Annotated in this window: 17 protein-coding genes; all 17 read left to right on the top strand. The window is 65.6% G+C overall.

Going from position 1 to position 18,210, the window contains the following annotated elements; genetic code table 11:
* The gene (locus MX659_RS06150) at positions 1–513 is read left to right on the top strand and encodes a YqeG family HAD IIIA-type phosphatase (protein ID WP_267192603.1); all 513 of its coding nucleotides are present in this window, start codon (positions 1–3) and stop codon (positions 511–513) included.
* A complete protein-coding gene (aroE, locus tag MX659_RS06145) occupies positions 504–1,397 on the top strand; it encodes a shikimate dehydrogenase (protein WP_267192602.1) in 894 nt (297 codons plus the stop codon). The genes MX659_RS06150 and aroE overlap by 10 nt, the downstream gene beginning before the upstream one ends.
* Positions 1,394–3,076, top strand: coding sequence for a GspE/PulE family protein (locus tag MX659_RS06140; RefSeq protein ID WP_267192601.1), 1,683 nt, complete (start codon positions 1,394–1,396; stop codon positions 3,074–3,076). Before aroE ends, MX659_RS06140 begins: the two co-directional genes overlap by 4 nt.
* A 135-nt stretch (positions 3,077–3,211) precedes the next feature.
* Complete coding sequence (locus MX659_RS09100) at positions 3,212–3,838, top strand: roadblock/LC7 domain-containing protein (protein WP_323745493.1); 627 nt, start codon at positions 3,212–3,214, stop codon at positions 3,836–3,838.
* 60 nt (positions 3,839–3,898) lie between these two features.
* Positions 3,899–5,755 carry a DUF4388 domain-containing protein gene (locus MX659_RS06130; protein ID WP_267192600.1) on the top strand — a complete coding sequence of 619 codons (1,857 nt, stop codon included), beginning with the start codon at positions 3,899–3,901 and terminating at the stop codon, positions 5,753–5,755.
* An 18-nt stretch (positions 5,756–5,773) separates the two neighbouring features.
* A complete protein-coding gene (locus tag MX659_RS06125; RefSeq protein ID WP_267192599.1) occupies positions 5,774–6,301 on the top strand; it encodes a GTP-binding protein in 528 nt (175 codons plus the stop codon).
* A gap of 1 nt (position 6,302) precedes the next feature.
* A complete protein-coding gene (locus MX659_RS06120; RefSeq protein WP_267192598.1) occupies positions 6,303–7,013 on the top strand; it encodes a hypothetical protein in 711 nt (236 codons plus the stop codon).
* Between the two features lie 80 nt (positions 7,014–7,093).
* Entirely contained in the window at positions 7,094–8,761 is a 1,668-nt protein-coding gene (locus MX659_RS06115) for a GspE/PulE family protein (protein WP_267192597.1), read from the top strand.
* A 12-nt stretch (positions 8,762–8,773) separates the two neighbouring features.
* Complete coding sequence (locus tag MX659_RS06110; protein WP_267192596.1) at positions 8,774–9,835, top strand: type IV pilus twitching motility protein PilT; 1,062 nt, start codon at positions 8,774–8,776, stop codon at positions 9,833–9,835.
* A 47-nt stretch (positions 9,836–9,882) separates the two neighbouring features.
* A complete protein-coding gene (locus tag MX659_RS06105; protein ID WP_267192595.1) occupies positions 9,883–11,097 on the top strand; it encodes a type II secretion system F family protein in 1,215 nt (404 codons plus the stop codon).
* Between the two features lie 119 nt (positions 11,098–11,216).
* Positions 11,217–11,606: a competence type IV pilus major pilin ComGC gene (locus MX659_RS06100; RefSeq protein ID WP_267192594.1), complete on the top strand. Its 390-nt coding sequence runs from the start codon at positions 11,217–11,219 to the stop codon at positions 11,604–11,606.
* A gap of 112 nt (positions 11,607–11,718) precedes the next feature.
* Positions 11,719–12,528: a prepilin peptidase gene (locus MX659_RS06095; RefSeq protein ID WP_267192963.1), complete on the top strand. Its 810-nt coding sequence runs from the start codon at positions 11,719–11,721 to the stop codon at positions 12,526–12,528.
* 119 nt (positions 12,529–12,647) lie between these two features.
* Positions 12,648–14,117, top strand: coding sequence for a type IV pilus modification PilV family protein (locus MX659_RS06090; protein WP_267192593.1), 1,470 nt, complete (start codon positions 12,648–12,650; stop codon positions 14,115–14,117).
* Complete coding sequence (locus MX659_RS06085) at positions 14,117–14,695, top strand: prepilin-type N-terminal cleavage/methylation domain-containing protein (protein WP_267192592.1); 579 nt, start codon at positions 14,117–14,119, stop codon at positions 14,693–14,695. The genes MX659_RS06090 and MX659_RS06085 overlap by 1 nt, the downstream gene beginning before the upstream one ends.
* 63 nt (positions 14,696–14,758) lie before the next feature.
* Positions 14,759–16,315 carry a hypothetical protein gene (locus MX659_RS06080; protein ID WP_267192591.1) on the top strand — a complete coding sequence of 519 codons (1,557 nt, stop codon included), beginning with the start codon at positions 14,759–14,761 and terminating at the stop codon, positions 16,313–16,315.
* 171 nt (positions 16,316–16,486) lie between these two features.
* Positions 16,487–17,605 carry a type IV pilus assembly protein PilM gene (gene pilM / locus MX659_RS06075; protein ID WP_267192590.1) on the top strand — a complete coding sequence of 373 codons (1,119 nt, stop codon included), beginning with the start codon at positions 16,487–16,489 and terminating at the stop codon, positions 17,603–17,605.
* Positions 17,602–18,207 carry a PilN domain-containing protein gene (locus tag MX659_RS06070; RefSeq protein WP_267192589.1) on the top strand — a complete coding sequence of 202 codons (606 nt, stop codon included), beginning with the start codon at positions 17,602–17,604 and terminating at the stop codon, positions 18,205–18,207. Before pilM ends, MX659_RS06070 begins: the two co-directional genes overlap by 4 nt.
* Positions 18,208–18,210 lie beyond the last annotated feature (3 nt).

Raw genomic sequence — 18,210 nt, 5'->3', positions numbered from 1 at the left:
GTGCTGGAGGCCGACGGGTTCTGCAAGGACGTCGAGAGCATCACGCCAGAGTCGCTTGCGGCGCTCGGTGCCAGGGCCGCCATCATCGACCTGGACAACACGCTCCTGCCGCGCGACCGCCAGGACATCCCTGCGTCGGTGCGCGCGTGGCTGGGCGGACTGAAAGACGCTGGGTTTTCGGTGTGCCTCGTGTCGAACAACTGGCACCGGCGTGCGCGGGAAGTGGCGGCCGAGCTCGGACTCCCGATCGTCGCGAAGGCGGTCAAACCGCTGCCGTTCGCGTTCTGGCGCGCACTGAAGCTCCTCGGTGTCCGTGCTCAAGAGTGCGTGGTGATCGGCGATCAGCTCTTCACTGACGTGCTCGGCGCACGCCTCGTCGGATGCCGAGTCGTGATGGTGCCGCCGCGTTCGTCGCATGACTTGCCGCACACGTTGATGCTTCGGCGGCTCGAGTCGCTCATAATGGGGAAGAGCGCCGCCGAACGCGCTCGCGAGGAGTCATCATGCGGATAGACGGGCGAACCAAGCTGGCCGGCGTCGTCGGATGGCCGATCGACCGCTCGCTGTCGCCGGCCATGCACAACGCGGCCTACGAGGCGCTCGAGCTGAACTGGGTGTACCTGCCGTTGCCGGTTTCCGACCAACGGGGGCTCGTGCGCCTGGTCGATGCTGTGCGCTCGCTGCCGTTCGTGGGGTTCAACGTCACGATGCCGTACAAGCAGGCGATCCTTCCCTTGTGCGACGAGGTCGCCATGTTCGCGCAGATGGCCGACGCCGTGAACACGGTGCACTGCGTGGACGGCACCCTCGTCGGCTACAACACCGATGGCCGAGGGCTCATCGATGCGCTCAAGTCGGAGGTCGGGTTCGATCCTGCTGGCAAGAAGGCCGTCGTTATCGGCGCCGGCGGCGCAGCGGGGGCCGCGGTGGTCGGCCTGATCGTCGGCAAGGCGGCGAGCCTCACGCTGGTGAACCGCTCCGTGGAACGCGCGGAAGCGATCGTGGAGCGCATGAGGCCGTACCTTCGTGGCGCTGCTGCCGCGGCGTTGCCGCTCGACCGCAGCGCCCGGGAGGCGGTCGAGTCGGCCGACCTCGTCATCAACGCGACGCCTGTCGGCATGGTCGACGGCGACCCGAGCCCTGTTCCGCCCGAGTGGCTGCACGAGGGACAGGTCGTCTGCGATATGATCTACCAGCGCCTGGAGACGGACCTGATGCGTGTCGCCCGCGATGCTGGCGCGACTGTGATGGGCGGGCTGCCGATGCTTATCGAGCAAGGCGCGCTCGCAATAGAGATATGGAGCGGCGCCTCGCAGCTCAAGGTCCCGCGTGACGTGATGCGGCGCGCTGCCGAGGACGCGCTTTCGAGGCCGGTTGCCACGGAGAGCGAGCGATGACGGCCGCAGCTTCAGGACGGCGTCTCGGCAAGATCTTGGTGCAGGCGGGCGTCTGCACGCCCGAGCAGCTCGAAGAGGCGCTCAAGAAAAGCGAGCAAGAGGACGTCTCGCTCACCTCGGTGATCGTCGAGATGGGCATCGCGAGCGAGCAACGGATCGCGCAGGCCGTCGCCGAGAACATGGGGCTTCCCTTCGTCGACCTCGGGGGCTACGAGGTCGATCCGAACGCAGCAATGCTGCTGAGCCCGGATCTCGCCAAGCGGCACAAGGCGCTGCCGATCAAGATCGAGGAAGACGAGATCTTGGTGGCGATGGCCGACCCGGCCAACATCTTCGCCATCGACGATCTGCGCATCGTCACCGGCTACGAGGTGCGGCCGGTGGTGGCCACCGAGAGCGACGTGCTCGCCGCCATAGAGAAGTTCGCGACGATGCACCAGGACGTCGACCGAATGGTCGGGGACTTGGAGAGCACGACCGTCGAGGCGGAGCGCGAAGCAGAGGAGGAGGCCACTGACGAGAGCGCGCCCGTCGCCAAGCTCATGAACGTCATCGTGACCGAAGCGATCCGTCAAGGCGCGGGCGACATCTACGTCGAACCGCTCGAGAACGAGCTCCGTGTGCGGTACCGCATCGACGGTGTGTGCCAGGAGATCATGCGCGCGCCGAAGAAGCTGCATCGCCAGCTCCTCAGCCGGATCAAGATCGCCTCTGGGATGGACATCGCCGAGAAGCGCATCCCGCAAGACGGGCGGTTCGGCGTCGTGTTGGACGGCAAGGAGGTCGACTTCCGCGTGGCCGTGCTTCCCGCGGTCAACGGCGAGATGTCAGTCATGCGCCTGCTTCGCAAGGACGCCATCATGCTCGGGCTTGAAGACCTGGGGTTCCTCGAGCAGCCGATGCAGAAGCTGCTCGAGGCGCTCGACAAGCCGTACGGAGCCATCCTCGTCACAGGTCCGACGGGTTCGGGCAAGTCCACCACGCTGTACGCGGCCATCAACCGAACGACGAAGCCGACCGTCAACCTCATCACGGTCGAAGACCCGGTCGAGTACCGGCTTGCCGGTCTGTCGCAGGTGCAAGTGAACGAGAAAGCAGGGCTCACGTTCGCGGCGGCGCTCCGCTCGATCCTGCGCCAGGACCCGGACGTGGTGATGATCGGCGAGATCCGCGACAAGGAGACGGCCACCATCGCCATCGAGGCTGCTCTCACGGGCCACCTCGTTCTGTCCACGCTGCACACCAACGATGCGCCGTCTGCCCTCACGCGCCTGACGGAGATGGGCGTCGAGCCCTTCCTCACTGCGTCGGCCGTGAACTGCGTGCTCGCCCAACGCCTCGCCCGACGGTTGTGCAAGGACTGCAAGCAGCCGTACACGCCCGATCCGGAGACGCTCGACAGAGTGGGGTTCCCGTACGAGCCGGGCAACATCCCGACGCTGTATCGTCCGGTGGGGTGCAACAAGTGCAACAATATCGGCTACAAGGGCCGCATGGGCATCCACGAGGTCATGACGGTGACCGAGGAGATCGAACGGGCGTGCGTCGAGCACGCCTCAGGCGACGAGATCAAGCGGATCGCGGTCTCGCAAGGCATGCGCACGCTGCGCGAGGACGGCTTCGAGAAGGTGCGGTTGGGCCTCACCTCCATCGAAGAGGTGCTGCGCGTCGTCGTGTAGAGCCGCGGCGGAGCGCGTTCTCGCTGTTGTATCGGTCTGCCAAGCGTGAGAAACTGAGCACGTTCGCGCAGCATAGGCGCATCTCGTCCGTTCGTTAGGGCTTCCGCGCACGACTCGCACTCGGAGGTGTAGGGGATGGTCGACCAAGGAGTCGGCGACTACTTCATCAGCGATGCCGACGTGCAACCGCTCGAGGACGACGATCTGCTCAAGCCGCCGATCGTGATTCCTCGACAGCCGGCCGCGGCGGCACCGGCCTCGCCTGCACCGGCCGCCGTCGTCGAGGCGCCCCAGCCGGCGCCTGAGCCCGCCGCCGCGCCCGCGCCGCCGGCTCCAGCTGCCGTGCAGCAGCCGTCCGCTGCAGTGCGGCCTGTCGCTGCGGTGGGTCGGCCTGCCTCGCGCGAGGAGCGCCTTGCCGCCGTGCTCGACGGCCTCATCCAGGGCGATCCGGACATACAGGCCGCTGCGCTCGTGAGCCTGGACGGCTTCACGATGGCCGCGGCTCTGCCAGCGGGCATGCAGTCGGATCGTGTCGGCGCTATGTCTGCAGCCATTCTCGGTCTGGGCGAGCGCGCTGCCACCGAGCTCGGAAGGGGACACCTGTCGCAGGTGTTCATCGAAGGCGAAGACGGCTACGTGCTGTTGGTGGCCGCCGGCTCGCGTGCGGTGCTGACGGTGATGGCGAGCGCGCAAGCCAAGCTCGGGCTTGTCCTGTACGATATGAAGACGGCTGCAGCGCAGGTGGCGGAGATTCTCGGGTAGCGGGGGGCGCCGCGCCGGTCAACCGAGGCAGCGCAGATAGGAAGGGCGATCGCAAGCGATATGGCGCTTCGCGGCAACCTCAAAGACTTCAGTCTTCCGGACGTCTTCCAGCTGGTCCAGCTGAGCAAGAAGACGGGGGTCTTGCGCATCAAGCGTCCGGACGCGGAGGGGTCGATATGGTTCCGCGACGGCGAGGTCTTCTTCGCGCAGTCGGACTGGAACCGAGAGCCGTTGGGCCAGCGTCTGGTGAACGCAGGGCGCATCACGCCAAGCGCGCTTGCCAAGGCGATGGAGATCCGCGCCTCCGAGCCGCACGGCGGGCGTCGCCTCGGCCAGATCCTCGTCGACGAGGGCTACATCACGCAGCCGGTCCTGGAGGCCTTCGTGCAAGAGCAGATCCAGGACACCATCTTCGACCTCATGCGGTGGGACGAGGGCGAGTTCAACTTCGAGATCCTGCCGGAAGTCGTCGACGAAGACATCGGGCTTTCCGTCTCCATCGAGAACATCGTGATGGAGGGGAGCCGGCGCATCGAGGAGTGGAACCGCATCAAGAAGAAAGTCCCCTCGATGGACATGGTCTTCAAGATGGCTACGGCTCCTGGCGAGGGCACCTTCGAGATCTCCCTCAAGCCCACCGAGTGGAACCTGCTGCTGCTCACTGACGGCACGCGCACCGTGGCCGAGCTCGCTCGCGAGCTCGGCAAGACGGACTTCGAGGTCGCGCGCATCATCTACGGCCTGTTCTCTGCGGGGCTTCTCGAGGTCGCTTCCGATGAGGAGGTCGAGCGTCTGCGCACCGAGCGGGCGGAACGCGAGGCGCGTCGGGCTGCCCGTGCAGCGGAGTCGGCGGAGCGGCGGGCCGCTGCTGCTCCTGTCGTGCAGCCGGTCGCTCCGGAGGCCGTGACGGTCGGCACTCCGGCAGCGGTTCCCGAGTCGGCGCAGACGGTCGCTCCGGAGCCGGTTCCCGAGGCCCCTGCAGAAGCGGAGGCCCTGACCGTCCCCGTGCGTGAAGCAGCGGAGGAGCCGGAGTTCCTGGCGGCACCGAAAGCGGCGCCGAGCGCTGATGACATGGCCGTCTTCGAGCAGGTCATGGGCGCCGTGCTCAAACCGCACCCGCAGCAGGCGCCGCCTGAAGCGCCGGCGAGCGAGGCCGCGTCGGTCGCCGGGGAAGAAGAGGCCGCATCCGAGCCGCTTCCGGCGCCTGAGGTGCCGGAGACCGTCGAGCCGCCTGCCACAGCACCCGAAGCTCCGGAGGTGTTCGTCGCTCCAGAGGCGCCGGAGGTGTTCGTCGCGCCGGAGGCTCCTGAGACGCCTGTGCCGACCGCAGAGGCGGCACCCGGCATCGGACCGATATCGCCTGCCGAACTCGGGGAGATCCCGGTGGCGCCGGTCCTCGAGGAAGCAGCCGAGCAGCCGATCGAAGCGACAGAAGCACCGGCATCGTCCGGGCCATCCTTCACTCCTACAGGCGACTTGGAGAAGGACCTCCTCGCGCTCGGCTTAGGAGAGCTTCCCGTCGAGACAGAAGAGCCGGTCGCGCGCGAACCGTTGGGCGTCCAGGAGGCCGAGCAGCCGGCAGCCGAAGTCGAGCAGGTCTCGACGGACGAAGCCTTGAGCGAGCTGCTTCGCTCGTTGGGCGGTGAAGAGGAAGCGTCGACGCCCGCCCAGGCCGAAGAAGCGCCGAAGGTCATCTCCACGGACGCGTACCTCGCGGAGTTCGAGACGGACGTCACGCTTTCGAGCGCGCTCACAGACGAGATCACGGCGCTCACCGGCGGCGGCTCCGGCAGAGCGCGCCCGACGACGACCGTAGCGAAGCTTCCCGAGCCAGGCGAGCAGCCGGCGATCCATCGCGACCGGCTCGTCGATCGGGACCTGGTGCTGAAGATCATCGATGGCATCGAGAAGCTGTAGACGAGGAGCGGAATCCGGATGCAGTCTGTGAAAGTCGTCGTCACCGGGCCGTTCAACGCCGGCAAGACCACGTTCATCAAGTCGGTGAGCGAGATCACGGTGCTTTCGACGGAGCGCCAAGTGAGCGACGTCTCCGGCGAGGGTGGCGGCGAGACGACCGTCGCGATGGACTTCGGTCGGATCACGATCTCCGACGACGTGGTGCTCTACCTGTTCGGCACGCCTGGCCAGGAGCGATTCTCGTTCATGTGGGAGACGCTCTCGGAGGGCATGCTCGGCTTCGTGCTCCTCGTGGACGGGCTGTCTGCCGAATCGATCTCCGATGCGCGCTCCATGATCGAGTTCTTCACGAACATGTCCGACGTCCCGTTCGTCGTGGCTGCGAACAAGATCGAGGCAGAAGACGTCGCGTCGCTGACGCGCATACGCTCCGAGCTCGGACTTGCAGCGGACGTGCCGCTCCTGCCGTGCGACGCACGCAGCAAGGAGAGCGTGAAGGCCGTGTTGCTCGGTCTGCTCTACAGGATCTTGGAAAGCATGAGCTGAGGTGCTGGACCCGCGTCTGTACATCCTCGGTGGACTTGCATTCCTCGCCCTCGTTTCGGCCGTCTACCTTATGGTCGCCATCGTCGGGTACGTTGCGGGCCGTATGCGAGCCCGGCGAGGGCGCGCGAATGCTGCGGCTTCGCCAGAGATCGGGGTGACGCCAGAGCCCATCCTGCCGATCGGGCCGGCGCCCGTGCTCGAATCCGACCCGTTCGCGCCGGCGGTCTCCGCACCGGCCCCGGTCGCCCCTGCGATGCCTGTGGAGCCGGCTCCCGTGGAGAGCGCTCCGATGCCGCCGGACGAGGCCGAGCGCATCGCCCGGCTGCTTGCTTCGCTGGAGCGACAGGCAGAGCTGGAGATTCAGGCGGCGCAGCCAGCGGCTGCACCCGCGCCCGCGCCGCAGCCAGCGCCCGCGCCGACGCACGCTCCCGCGCCGCAGCCCTCGGCGTCAGCCGTCCTGTCATCCCCGCCCGCGCCCGCAGCGCCCGCGCCTGAGCCTGCGCCATCTCCGCCCGAGCCTGGTCCGTCCACCGCTGAGATTGCGCCGCCTCCGCCAGAGTACCGGCTCGTGGCGCCCGTCGAGCTCCACTTCACTGAGGGTGGCGGCCGCATCGGCGTCCGTCCGGGAACGCGCACGCACGACGAGTTCCAGCGGCTCGCGCGAGCGTTGCTGGGCGAGCTCAAGGACGCCCGCTCGCGCAGCCAGCAGTAGCCATCATCGCCGGGTCGTCGTAGCATTATGAGCGGCTTGCATACCGTCGGGTCTGCCGTGCGTGACGGGGGTCATCAGAGGTGGCCGAGGCTGGCGAACGTCTAGGTCTGCTGCTCGTGCGCGCCGGTATCATCACCGAGCGCCAGCTCAACGACGCCCTGGAAGTCCACAAGGCCACGGGAAGCCCGCTCGGGCGCGTCCTCGTGGACTTGGGGTACGCGTCGCAAGGCGCGATCCTCTCGGTCATGGCGCGGCAGATCGGCGTCCCGTACATCGACTTCTCGCAGCAGAAGCCCGATCCCGCAGCGATCGCGGTCGTCCCGAAGGACCTCGCCAACCGCTACACGCTCATGCCGGTCGAGTTCGACGAAGAAGGCCGGCTGGTGGTCGCCATGGCCGACCCGCACAACGTGCTCGCGCTGGACGACCTGCGCATCATCACCGGCTACGAGATCAAGCCGGGCATCTCGACGAAAGACGACATAGTCGCCGCTATCAACGAGTACTACCGCGTCGCAGAGCAGATCGATGTGGACGCGACGGCAGCCGAAGAGGAGGAGCTGGATCTCTCGCAGCTCACCGAACTCGTCGACGAGGCGCCGATCGTCAAGCTCGTCAACTACATCATCAACAAGGCGGTCGCCGACCGCGCTTCGGACATCCACATCGAGCCGCAGGAGAAGGACCTGCGGGTCCGGTACCGCATCGACGGCGTGCTGCACGAGATGATGCGCAGCCCCAAGTCGACGCAGCAGGCCATCATCAGCCGTTTCAAGATCATGTCCGACATGGACATCGCCGAGTCGCGCAAGCCGCAGGACGGCCACACTGCGCTCACCATCGGCGGCCACAAGATGGACTTCCGCGTCTCGACCCTGCCGACGGTGTACGGTGAGCGGGTCGTGCTTCGTATCCTGCGCAAGGACAACATCATGCTCAGGCTGGAGGACCTCGGCTTCTTGCCGCAGTCGCTCAAGCGGTTCGAATCGTCCTTCCGCAAGCCGTACGGCGCCATCCTGGTGACCGGGCCGACCGGCTCGGGCAAGTCGACGACATTGTACGCGGCCGTGAACGTGCTCAACGAGCCCTCGCGCCACATCCTCACCGCCGAAGATCCGGTCGAGTATCGGCTGCCGGGCGTGAACCAGGTCCAGACCAACCCGAAAGCCGGTCTCACCTTCGCCCGAGCGCTGCGCTCGTTCTTGCGCTGCTCCCCCGACATCATCTTGGTCGGCGAGATCCGCGACCAGGAGACCGCGAAGATCGCCATCGAGTCCGCGCTCACCGGTCACCTCGTGCTGTCGACGCTGCACACCAACGACGCGCCCGGCGCCATCACCCGTCTCATCGAGATGGGCGTGGAGCCGTTTCTCGTGGCGTCCGCTGTCGACTGCGTCTTGGCGCAGCGCCTCGCGAGGCGGCTGTGCAAGGACTGCAAGGAGGAGTACGCGCCGCCGAAGCAGGCGCTCATCGACGCCGGGTTCCCGGAAGATGACCTGCCCGAGCGCGTTTACCGCGCGGTCGGCTGCAAGAAGTGCGGTGGCACGGGGTACAGGGGCCGGATGGGCATCCACGAGGTCATGCTCGTGAGCGAGGAGATCTCGGACCTCACCGTCAAAGAAGCGACCGCTGAGAAGATCCGTCAGGTCGCCATCGAACAAGGCATGCTCACGCTCAGGCAGGACGGCCTCGAGAAAGTCCGCATGGGACTGACGTCGCTGGAGGAGATCGCCCGCGTCGTCGTGTGAGATGGGGGACACGTGGACATCGCCGAACTGCTGATGGAGCTCGTCGAGCGAGGGGCGTCCGACCTGCACCTGACGGCGGGAATGCCGCCGGTCCTGCGCATCAACGGACGGCTCACCGTCACCGATCGCCCACGGCTGACGGCGCGCGACACGAAAGAGCTCGTGTACTCGATCCTCACGCAAGAGCAGCGCGAGCGGCTCGAGACCGATTGGGAGTTCGACTTCGCGTATTCTCTGCCGGGCGTGTCCAGGTTCCGCGTGAACGCCTACTACCAGCGCGCGAGCGTCGGGGCGGCGTTCCGGCACATCCCGGCGGAGATCCGAGGTTTCGAGGAGCTCGGGCTTCCGCCGGTCGTCGCGGAGCTGTGCGATAAGCCGCGCGGCTTCGTGCTCGTCACCGGCCCGACCGGCTCAGGCAAGTCGACGACGCTTGCGGCTATGGTCGACCACATCAACGAGCGTCGTGAGGTGCACATCATCACGATCGAGGACCCGATCGAGTACCTGCACCACCACAAGAAGGCCATGGTGAACCAGCGGGAGGTCGGCGCTGACACGAAGAGCTTCTCGACGGCTTTGAAGTACGTCCTTCGGCAAGATCCGGACGTCATCTTGATCGGTGAGATGCGTGACTTGGAGACGGTCTCAGCGGCGCTCACCGCCGCGGAGACGGGCCACCTCGTGCTGGCGACGCTGCACACCCAAGACGCGGTCCAGACCGTCGACCGCATCGTCGACGTCTTCCCGCCGCACCAGCAGGCGCAGGTCCGGGTGCAGCTCTCAGGCACGCTGCAAGGCATCGTGAGCCAGCAGCTCCTTCCGACCGCTGACGGACGCGGACGGGTGCTCGCGTGCGAGGTGCTCGTGCCGACGCCGGGCATCCGGAACCTCATCCGCGAGGGCAAGACCCACCAGCTCACCACCGCCATGCAGTCGGGTCAGCAGTATGGTATGGTCACGATGGATCAAAGCCTCGCAGAGCTGTGCCGCAGAGGGCTCATCTCGATGGACATGGCCCTGCAACGGGCGATCGACCAGAACACGCTCAAGCAGTTGCTCACCCGGAGCCGATAAGAAGCACAGAACGCAGCGGCAGTCGCAGCTAGAAGAAGGGGCGCACGATGGCCACGATCACCTTCAAGTACACGGTCCGCGACAAGACCGGCAAGGTCACGAGCGGGAGGCTGGAGGGCGAGAGCCGGGACGCGGTCGCCGCGAAGCTGCGGCAGATGGGCTACATCGTCCTCGACTTGAGCGAAGACAGGCTCGCCGCTCTCAACAAGATCCAGTTCGGGACCTCGGTCAAGACGAAGGACATCACCATCTTCGCGCGGCAGTTCGCGACGATGATCAACGCGGGCCTCTCGCTCACGAAGTGTCTCTCGATCTTGGCCGATCAGTCGGAGAGCAAGGAGCTCCGTGAGGTCATCGCGCAGGTCGGACGCGATGTGGAGGCCGGTCAGTCGCTCTCTGAGGCGATGGCGAAGCACCCGAAGATCTTCCCGCCGATCTTCATCAACATGGTGCGCGCCGGTGAGACGGGCGGTGTGCTCGACGAGGTTCTGCTGCGCGTGGCGGATCACTTCGAGAACGATGCCAAGCTCAAAGGCCGCATCAAGTCCGCCATGACCTACCCGGTCGCGATGGCGGTCCTCGTGCTGCTCGTCTTGATCGCCATGATGATCTTCGTCGTTCCGACGTTCCAGAAGATGTTCGCTGACATGGGCGGGAAATTGCCCGTCCCGACGCAGATACTCGTGAACATCTCGGCCGGCGCGCGCGGGCTGCCAGGGCTCATCACGCTGGTCGCCGTCATCGTGGGCACCATCGCGTTCCGGGCGTGGAAGTCGACGGATTCTGGCCGGCTTATCTGGGACGGCATCAAGCTCCGGATGCCGATCGTGGGGCCGCTCGTGCGCAAGATGTCGCTCGCTCGCTTCACGCGCACGTTCGGCACGCTCGTGGCAGCGGGCGTCCCGATCCTGTCTGCGCTGGACATCGTGGCCGACACCTCAGGCAACGAGGTCGTCGCGCAGGCGGTGAAGAAGGTGCGCTCCGCGATCAAAGAAGGCGAGACCATCGCCAAGCCGCTCGGCGAGAATCCGATCTTCCCGTCGATGCTGGTGCAGATGATCGCCGTCGGCGAAGAGACGGGCGCGCTGGACGCGATGCTCACCAAGATCGCCGACTTCTACGACGAAGAGGTGAGCGCCGCCGTCGACGGTCTTACCTCGGTTATCGAACCGTTGATGATGGCGACGCTGGCAGTGGTGGTCGGCGGCATCGTCATCGCGCTCTACATGCCGATGTTCCAGGTCATCACGCTCGTGAAGTGACAGTGGTGCTCGTTTTTCGGGAATCTTCAGGATTGCGCCTCAAGTGGCGCGCGAGAATGCCGATACAACCAGCGTAGGCAACTGGGGCGAGTGCCCCGAGGAAGAGGAGGTGAGCATCCATGCGGATGTTCAGAAGGGACGAGGGCTTCACTCTCGTCGAGCTCATGGTGGTCGTGCTTATTATCGGTATCCTTGTCGCCATCGCTATCCCGGTCTTCAACGCAGCGTCTCGCAACGCGCGGCTCCGTACCTGCCACTCGAACCAGCGCACGATTGAAGGAGCGGTTCAGCAGTGGCTCGCGGCTGACCCCAACAACCAGTGGGCTGCGAAGGCAATCGACGGCGCCGACGAACTGACTGCGGGCGGCGCGTACATCAAGGACGTCCCGCACTGCCCGGCAGGCACCGGGGCTGAGTATTACTACGTCAACGCTGCAGGTACAGTCACTGGCGACAACGGCGACGGTGGCTGGTTGACTGACGGCACCCTGACGCATTCGCACTTCTAATACTCGTCGGTTGGACCGATGGCCGGCAGGGGTCGCGCATCGCGCGGCCCCTGCCCTTGCTGTATCCTCCTGATGGTGTCCGCAGCGAGGGAACGGTGGATTCTTGGCGTCAGTGCAACCAAGTGCGCTTTTTGCGCTCTCGGCCGTCTTCGGCCTCGTCTTCGGCTCGTTCGCGAACGTCGTCATCTGGCGGCTGCCGCGCGGCGAGTCGCTCGTCGCTCCGGGCTCGCATTGCCCGACGTGCGGCACGCCGATCGCGTGGCACGACAACGTGCCCGTGCTCTCGTGGCTCGTGCTGCGCGGGCGGTGCAGGACCTGCCGCGAGCCGATTTCCGCACGCTATCCGCTCGTCGAGATCGCGTCCGGCGTCCTGTGGGCGGCCGCAGCGCTCCGGTGGGGGGCCTCGCTCAAGACGGCCTTCGCGATCGCGCTCTTCTACCTTCTTCTGATTCTCTCGGCCATCGACCTCGACCATCGCCGCTTACCGAACCCGCTCGTGGCGCTCCTTTTCACCATCGGCGTGGCGGGAGCGGCTGCGAGCGCAGCCGGGCTTTCTGCCTGTCCGCTGACCGGCGGGGCCACAGGCGCTACCGCTCTTCTCGACGCTGCCGTGGGCGTCCTTCTCGGCGGGGGCGTGCCGCTTCTCGCCGCGCTTCTGTACGAACGCGTCCGCGGCCGCACGGGACTCGGCATGGGGGACGTGAAGCTCCTCGGCGCGCTCGGGCTGTTCCTCGGGCCGCACGTGCTCATCGCCCTCTTTCTCGGCAGCGTCGTGGGATCTGTCGTCGGACTGGCGACGCGCGCGCGCTCGAAAGAGGCGGCGATACCGTTCGGGCCGTATCTAGCGGCGGGCGCGGTCGTCACGGCGCTGTGGGGCGATGGGCTGGTGGCAGCCTATCTCCGCCTGGCCGGACTCGCGTGACGACCGGGGTAGAATCATCACGTATGTAGAATGTGTTGAGCGTCACGGAACGCTCAAGCTGAAAGCGGGCCGCGCCGATACACTTTGCAGCGATGCGACCAGATTCAGGGGCGATTGCGATGGCACAGGCCAAGGTCTTCAGACGGCTGGCAGCAGACGACGGTCTCGGCATGCTCGAGATCGTGGTCTCCGCCGTCATCTTCTTCTTCGTGCTGACCGCCGTCTTGGGTCTGCTCGGCACGACGACCCAGATGAGCATCGCTGCGAAGCAGCGTGCGGTGATGACGAACGCCATCAACGCGTACGTCGAGCGTGTGAGCGCCATGCCGTTCGCGCAAGTGAAGCTCGTGAGCGAAGGCGGGGCGTTGTCTGACGTCGAGACGCAGACGGTCGGGGAGTTCACGGTCGTCATCCGTCCGACGGTCTCTATACCGACGACGATGACCTCCTCGACCAATCCGACCCTCAAGCGCCTGCGCTTGGAGGTCACGGTCACGCGGGGCGGCGCGAACCCGATGTCGTATTCGACAGAGGTGCTCATCCGCGATCGCGACACCTTCTTGACGCAGGCGGTGAGCAGCCCGCAGACCGATCCGACCATCGCGTTCACCAACACGACACCGCCCGAAGGCACTGTGGTGTGGGGAAGCCAGCACGCGGGCGGGGCGCTCACGGTGGGCGCTCATGCGGAAGCGGCGGAGGGCAGGACGGTGAGTTCGGTCGTCTTGTGGTGCGATGACCAGTTCATCTTGAAAGACACGATGGGCAACCTCGGCTCCTGGGCGAACATCGACCAGCAGTCGTTCACCACTCCATCGTTCGTGTGGGACACCCTGCAGACAGACGATCTCGGGAACAGGGTCATCGTCGATGGCTATCGGACAGTGAGCGCGTACGTGCTCGACTCCGGCGGTATCAGCAAGTACACCGTGCGGCACTTCCTCGTCGACAACGAGGTGCCGCCGCTTCCGACCACTTCCACCATCGAGCCTTTGACCGCGACGGAGACGAGGATCTCGTGGGGCGAGGTCATGGACGGCACCACGCCTGCCGACCACTACCAAGTCGAGGGCTACAAGCAGTCTGTCACCGACGACACGTGGACCTTCGCCGACTACGTGGGTGGTACGAACGTCTACAAGGGGACGTCGGGCACGTTCGCGACGCAGCCGTTCTCGCGCTACTACATGCGCATGCAGGCGCACAGCGCGCGCGACCTGCGGCCGACGGACTGGTACTACCATCCCGAGGCGTGGATCAGCCGGCCGTTGCTGACAGCAACGAGCACGGTGAGCGGTTCGACACGGACGGTCACCCTGACGTGCTCCACGCCGCAGTTCCCCTACTCGTCCATCACTTACAAGGTGTACCGCGGCACGTCTTCGACGAACCTGTCGTTGCTGGCGACCGCGACAGGCAACACGTACGCTGACTCGTTCAAGAAGACGGACAGCTACTACTACCAGTTCGAGGTGACCGTGACGCCGACGGGGAATGCGGGCGGTTTGCTGTCGGCTCCGACAGCGGTCACGGTCCGCTCGAACGTGGTCGGACCGTCGAGCACCTCGCCCATGCCGGTGATCTGGTGATGACGATGATGTCGTTGCGCAAAGACGACGGCTTCACGCTCTCCGAGCTGGTAGCGGCGCTCGGGCTGCTCGGCGTCATCCTCGCTGCTACCTGGGCAGGCTTCCAGGCATCGCACAACTACAGCAAGCTGTCCGACCGGCAGGGCTGGTTCGCTCGCGAGGTGAGCTCGCCGTTGCTGCAGATCGAGCGCGTGATGCAGCAGCAGTACCGCATCGACTCGACGTATCCGGGCGTCACGCCCTACCGCATCAAGTGTGAGACGGACGCCGACAACGACGGCAACTACGAGGCGTGGGAGATCCAGGCCACGACCGACCACCGGCTCGTCATCTCGAACTCGGAAGTCCGTCAGGACGGGACGTACGAGCGCGCTCCGTCCACCTACGCGTGGTCCACGCACAACTACAACGTGGAGACGGGCACGCCGCTCTTCCGCTTCTTTGACAAGGCGGGCAACGAGATCACGAACATGGGCGACGTGCCGTCGCAGGCGATCAAGGTCGTCGTGACCGTCGTGACGATCTACGACGGCAAGCAGTTCTCGGACTCGAGGACCGTCTTGTTCCGCAACTACTGACGGGGTGTGGTGGCGATGTCGGTGCGCATGTCACGAATGCTTCAAGATGATACAGGCGTCGCGATGCTCACGGTCATGGGCGTCATCGCTATCATCACCGTGCTCGCCGTCGGCTCCTACGCCATCGCGAGCCAGTCGCTCCACGAGACGAAGCGCGTGGAGAGCGAGTCGAAGGCGTTCCGCGCGGCGAACTCAGGCCTGGAACGCGTCCTGTCGTCCTTCAGCGAAGAAAGCGTGACGAACGGCACGTTCCCCCTCAGCGGCACGACGCCTGATGGCTCGTACACCGTGACGATCGAGAGCATCGATCCGGGCTACGGCGAATACCGGCTGACTTCGGTCGGCATCGGGGTCGACGGTACGCGCGAGACGGTGTCCCAGCAGTTCTACTTCATGAACCTATGGAAGATGAACTTCGCAGGCACCGGCGATCAGACCCTCATCAGCGGTTCGGGCGGCCTGAAAGGCACGAGCAATATCGTGGGGCCGTTCTACATGAAGGGCAACCTCGCCATCGGCGCGAACATGTCGGTGCTGGAAGGGCCTCTCTTCGTGAAAGGCGGCAGCATCAGCGTGGCGTCGAGCGGGCAGCTGGGGGCGCCGACATATTACATCCGCGTCTTCTGCGACGGCACAGTGCCTCCGAACGACACGAAAGGCGAAGCAGGCGGTGTGTTCGTGAGCCAGGTCTCCCGCTCGGTCCCTGACATCACGCTGCCACAGATCTCCTACGAGCAGCTCCAGGCATGGGCGACCAAGGCGCAGGCCGAATCGATCGACAACATCATGGGGCCGCCGGACCGGTCGCAGGTGACGAACCTCGAGTCGGTCGGTAACGACCCCAACACCTACACGACGATGGAACCGCCGAACTCTGCGACGTGGGCTCGTCAGTATGCGGACACCCGTGCTGCTGGAACGCGAAACGCGAACTACAAGTTCATCGGCAACGCTGACGGCACGATCTCCGCACCCGGTCAGGGCACGACGGCGCTCCACATCGGCGGACGGTCTTTTGGGTCGTGGGGGTCGCTCACGACCACCGGCACGACGCTTCCCGGCGACGGCCACTACACGCTTGCGAACAGCCACGACGACTTCGCGTACGACGATGAGCGCAACATCTTGTACGTCGAAGGAACGGTGTTCGTGGACGGACCGGTGTACTTCGACGAGGACATGTACTACATCGGCAACGGCACCATCGTGGCGAACGGCGACATCACCGTGAACGGCATGCTGAGGCCGTACGGGAGCAACACCCCGGACGCTTCCGGCAACTACAACTGGATCGGCGAGCAGAACAAATGGGCGCTCGGGCTCGCGACGCCTGGCAACCTCACTGTGGCGACGCAGGACAACAACCCGCTGAGCGGGGGCTCGGATCTTGAGCAGGCGCGCAAGGCGTCGCCCACGGTGGCGGGCGCGTTCTACGCGCAAGGCGTCGTCACCTTCCAGCACAACGTCCTGATGCGCGGATCGGTCATCGCCGGGCGTATCGACTCACAGCACCCGAACATGTGCCTGGTCACGAACCCGCTGCTGCCGACCTACCTGCCGCAGTCGCTGCCGGGCGTCGATACCGGGCTTCTGATGCCGGGTCTGTGGACGCGCAGGTGAGCGGCGCTGCGGTTCGCGTATTGACAATGTGTCGACAGTGCGGTTCGATGTATTCGCGTTGAATCACATGGCCGCTCGCTCGTAGGCCTTGATGGAACCACGAGGGGGTACACGCAGCACGCAGCCAGCACCGATCGCAGCTTCGTCGTGGCACTGTTGAAGGAGGGTCGCGTGGTTTCCGTCTCCTTCGGTGGCGGGTCATCCGCCATAGGTCTCGACATCGGGACCGATCACGTGAGGGTCGCTCAGCTTCGCCCTGCGGGGGCGGGCTTCGCCGTGTCCGCGTACGGTCTCGTGGACGTGCCGATGGGGGCGGTCGTGGCCGGCGAGATCGTGGCACCGGAGAACGTGTCCGCGGCCATCAAGGAGCTGTGGCGCCGTTCGGCCGTACGCGGCAAGGACGTGTGCGTCGGCGTGGCGAACCAGAAGGTCGTCGTCCGCCTCATCGACCTTCCGTTCATGGAGCGCGCCGAGCTTGAAGGTGCGATCCAGTATCAAGCGCAGGACTACATCCCCATGGCGGTCGAGGAAAGCATCCTCGACTTCCAGATCCTCGGCGACTACATGACCCCGTCCGACGAGCACATGATGGAAGTGCTGCTCGTCGCCGCGCAGCGCGACATGATCGGCAACGTCGTGGCCGCCGTCGAAGGTGCAGGGCTGAAGCTCACGCAGATCGACGTCACCTCCTTCGCTATCGTGCGTGCGCTGCTCGGCCAAGAGGGCGGCTTCTTCGACGAAGAGGCAGGTGCCACCGGCGTGGTGCACATCGCCTCTGACATCACGAACATCACCGTCGTCGAGCGCGGTATCCCGCGCTTCAACCGCATCTCGTCGCTTGCAGGCGAGCAGTTCACGAATGCGATCGCCAATGCGCTCGGGCTCACCTTCGACGAGGCCGAGGCGCTCAAGATCAAAGTGGGGCTTCCGGACATCACGACCGGCGCGAGCGACGTTCCGCCTGATGTCGATCCGCAGACCGCGCAAGCGGTGCAAGACGCTCTGGAGCGCGAGGTCAACAAGTTCATCGCTGAAGTGCGGCGCTCCTTGGATTACTACCTCACCCAGACATCGCAGGTGCGCTCGATCCAGAAGATCGTGGTCACCGGAAGCGGCGCGAAGCTCAAGAACCTCGTCGGCTACCTGGAGAAGGGACTCCAAGCGAGCGTGGTGCCAGGAGATCCTCTCAGCAGGCTGCAGATTCCGAGCAGCCTGCAGGCGCTGCTCACTGAGGACCGTATGGGGTGCGTCACGGCGGTCGGTCTTGCGATGGGGGGGCTGCAGGCATGATCCGCGTCAACCTGCTGCCACCAGAGATACTCGAGAAGCGAAGAGCGGAGCGGCGTCTGGCGTACATGGTGGCCGCGCTCATCGCCGTGTCGCTCGTGCTTGCTGGCGTCTGGGGCTTCGCGCTCACCAGAGCGAACTCGAAGCAGCGCACGCTCGAAGCGAAGCAGCAGGAACTGCAGCAAGTCACACAGCAGGCCGCGTCGCTCGAGATCTTCGAGGCGCAACAGACCGAGCTGGCGAGGCGCAAGCAGGTCGCTCAGCTCGCCCTCGACGCGCGGCAGGACTGGGCCAAGCTGTTCGACGAGATCTCGCTCGTGCTGCCGTCCGACATGTGGCTGAACGCTCTTGCGGCGGCCAGCGAGTCCAAACTGCAGTTGGACGGCTTTTCTGTGGATGCGACCGACACGCCCGACTACGGCCACAAGACCGTGGCGAAGCTCCTCGTGAGACTCGCAGAGCTCGAGCAGCTCGCTGACGTGTGGCTGACGAACTCGGTGAAGACGGCGGTCGAAGACCGGCCTGCGTTGCAGTTCACCGTCACGGCGTCGATCGTGAAGCCGGCGTCGACCGCGACGGCGACCGTTGGGACCGGGGGCAGGTGATGA

Origin of the sequence: Parvivirga hydrogeniphila, assembly GCF_023371205.1 — a bacterium.
In the GTDB taxonomy this organism is placed as follows: domain Bacteria; phylum Actinomycetota; class Coriobacteriia; order Anaerosomatales; family Anaerosomataceae; genus Parvivirga; species Parvivirga hydrogeniphila.
This window is presented reverse-complemented; position numbering and strand designations above follow the sequence as displayed.

What these genes read in the sequence shown, in the direction of transcription:
- aroE (WP_267192602.1), top strand. Translation starts at nt 504, where the DNA reads ATGCGGATAGACGGGCGAACCAAGCTGGCCGGCGTCGTCGGATGGCCG.
- MX659_RS06140 (WP_267192601.1), top strand. Translation starts at nt 1,394, where the DNA reads ATGACGGCCGCAGCTTCAGGACGGCGTCTCGGCAAGATCTTGGTGCAG.
- MX659_RS09100 (WP_323745493.1), top strand. Translation starts at nt 3,212, where the DNA reads ATGGTCGACCAAGGAGTCGGCGACTACTTCATCAGCGATGCCGACGTG.
- MX659_RS06130 (WP_267192600.1), top strand. Translation starts at nt 3,899, where the DNA reads ATGGCGCTTCGCGGCAACCTCAAAGACTTCAGTCTTCCGGACGTCTTC.
- MX659_RS06125 (WP_267192599.1), top strand. Translation starts at nt 5,774, where the DNA reads ATGCAGTCTGTGAAAGTCGTCGTCACCGGGCCGTTCAACGCCGGCAAG.
- MX659_RS06105 (WP_267192595.1), top strand. Translation starts at nt 9,883, where the DNA reads ATGGCCACGATCACCTTCAAGTACACGGTCCGCGACAAGACCGGCAAG.
- MX659_RS06100 (WP_267192594.1), top strand. Translation starts at nt 11,217, where the DNA reads ATGCGGATGTTCAGAAGGGACGAGGGCTTCACTCTCGTCGAGCTCATG.
- MX659_RS06090 (WP_267192593.1), top strand. Translation starts at nt 12,648, where the DNA reads ATGGCACAGGCCAAGGTCTTCAGACGGCTGGCAGCAGACGACGGTCTC.
- MX659_RS06085 (WP_267192592.1), top strand. Translation starts at nt 14,117, where the DNA reads ATGACGATGATGTCGTTGCGCAAAGACGACGGCTTCACGCTCTCCGAG.
- MX659_RS06080 (WP_267192591.1), top strand. Translation starts at nt 14,759, where the DNA reads ATGCTCACGGTCATGGGCGTCATCGCTATCATCACCGTGCTCGCCGTC.
- MX659_RS06070 (WP_267192589.1), top strand. Translation starts at nt 17,602, where the DNA reads ATGATCCGCGTCAACCTGCTGCCACCAGAGATACTCGAGAAGCGAAGA.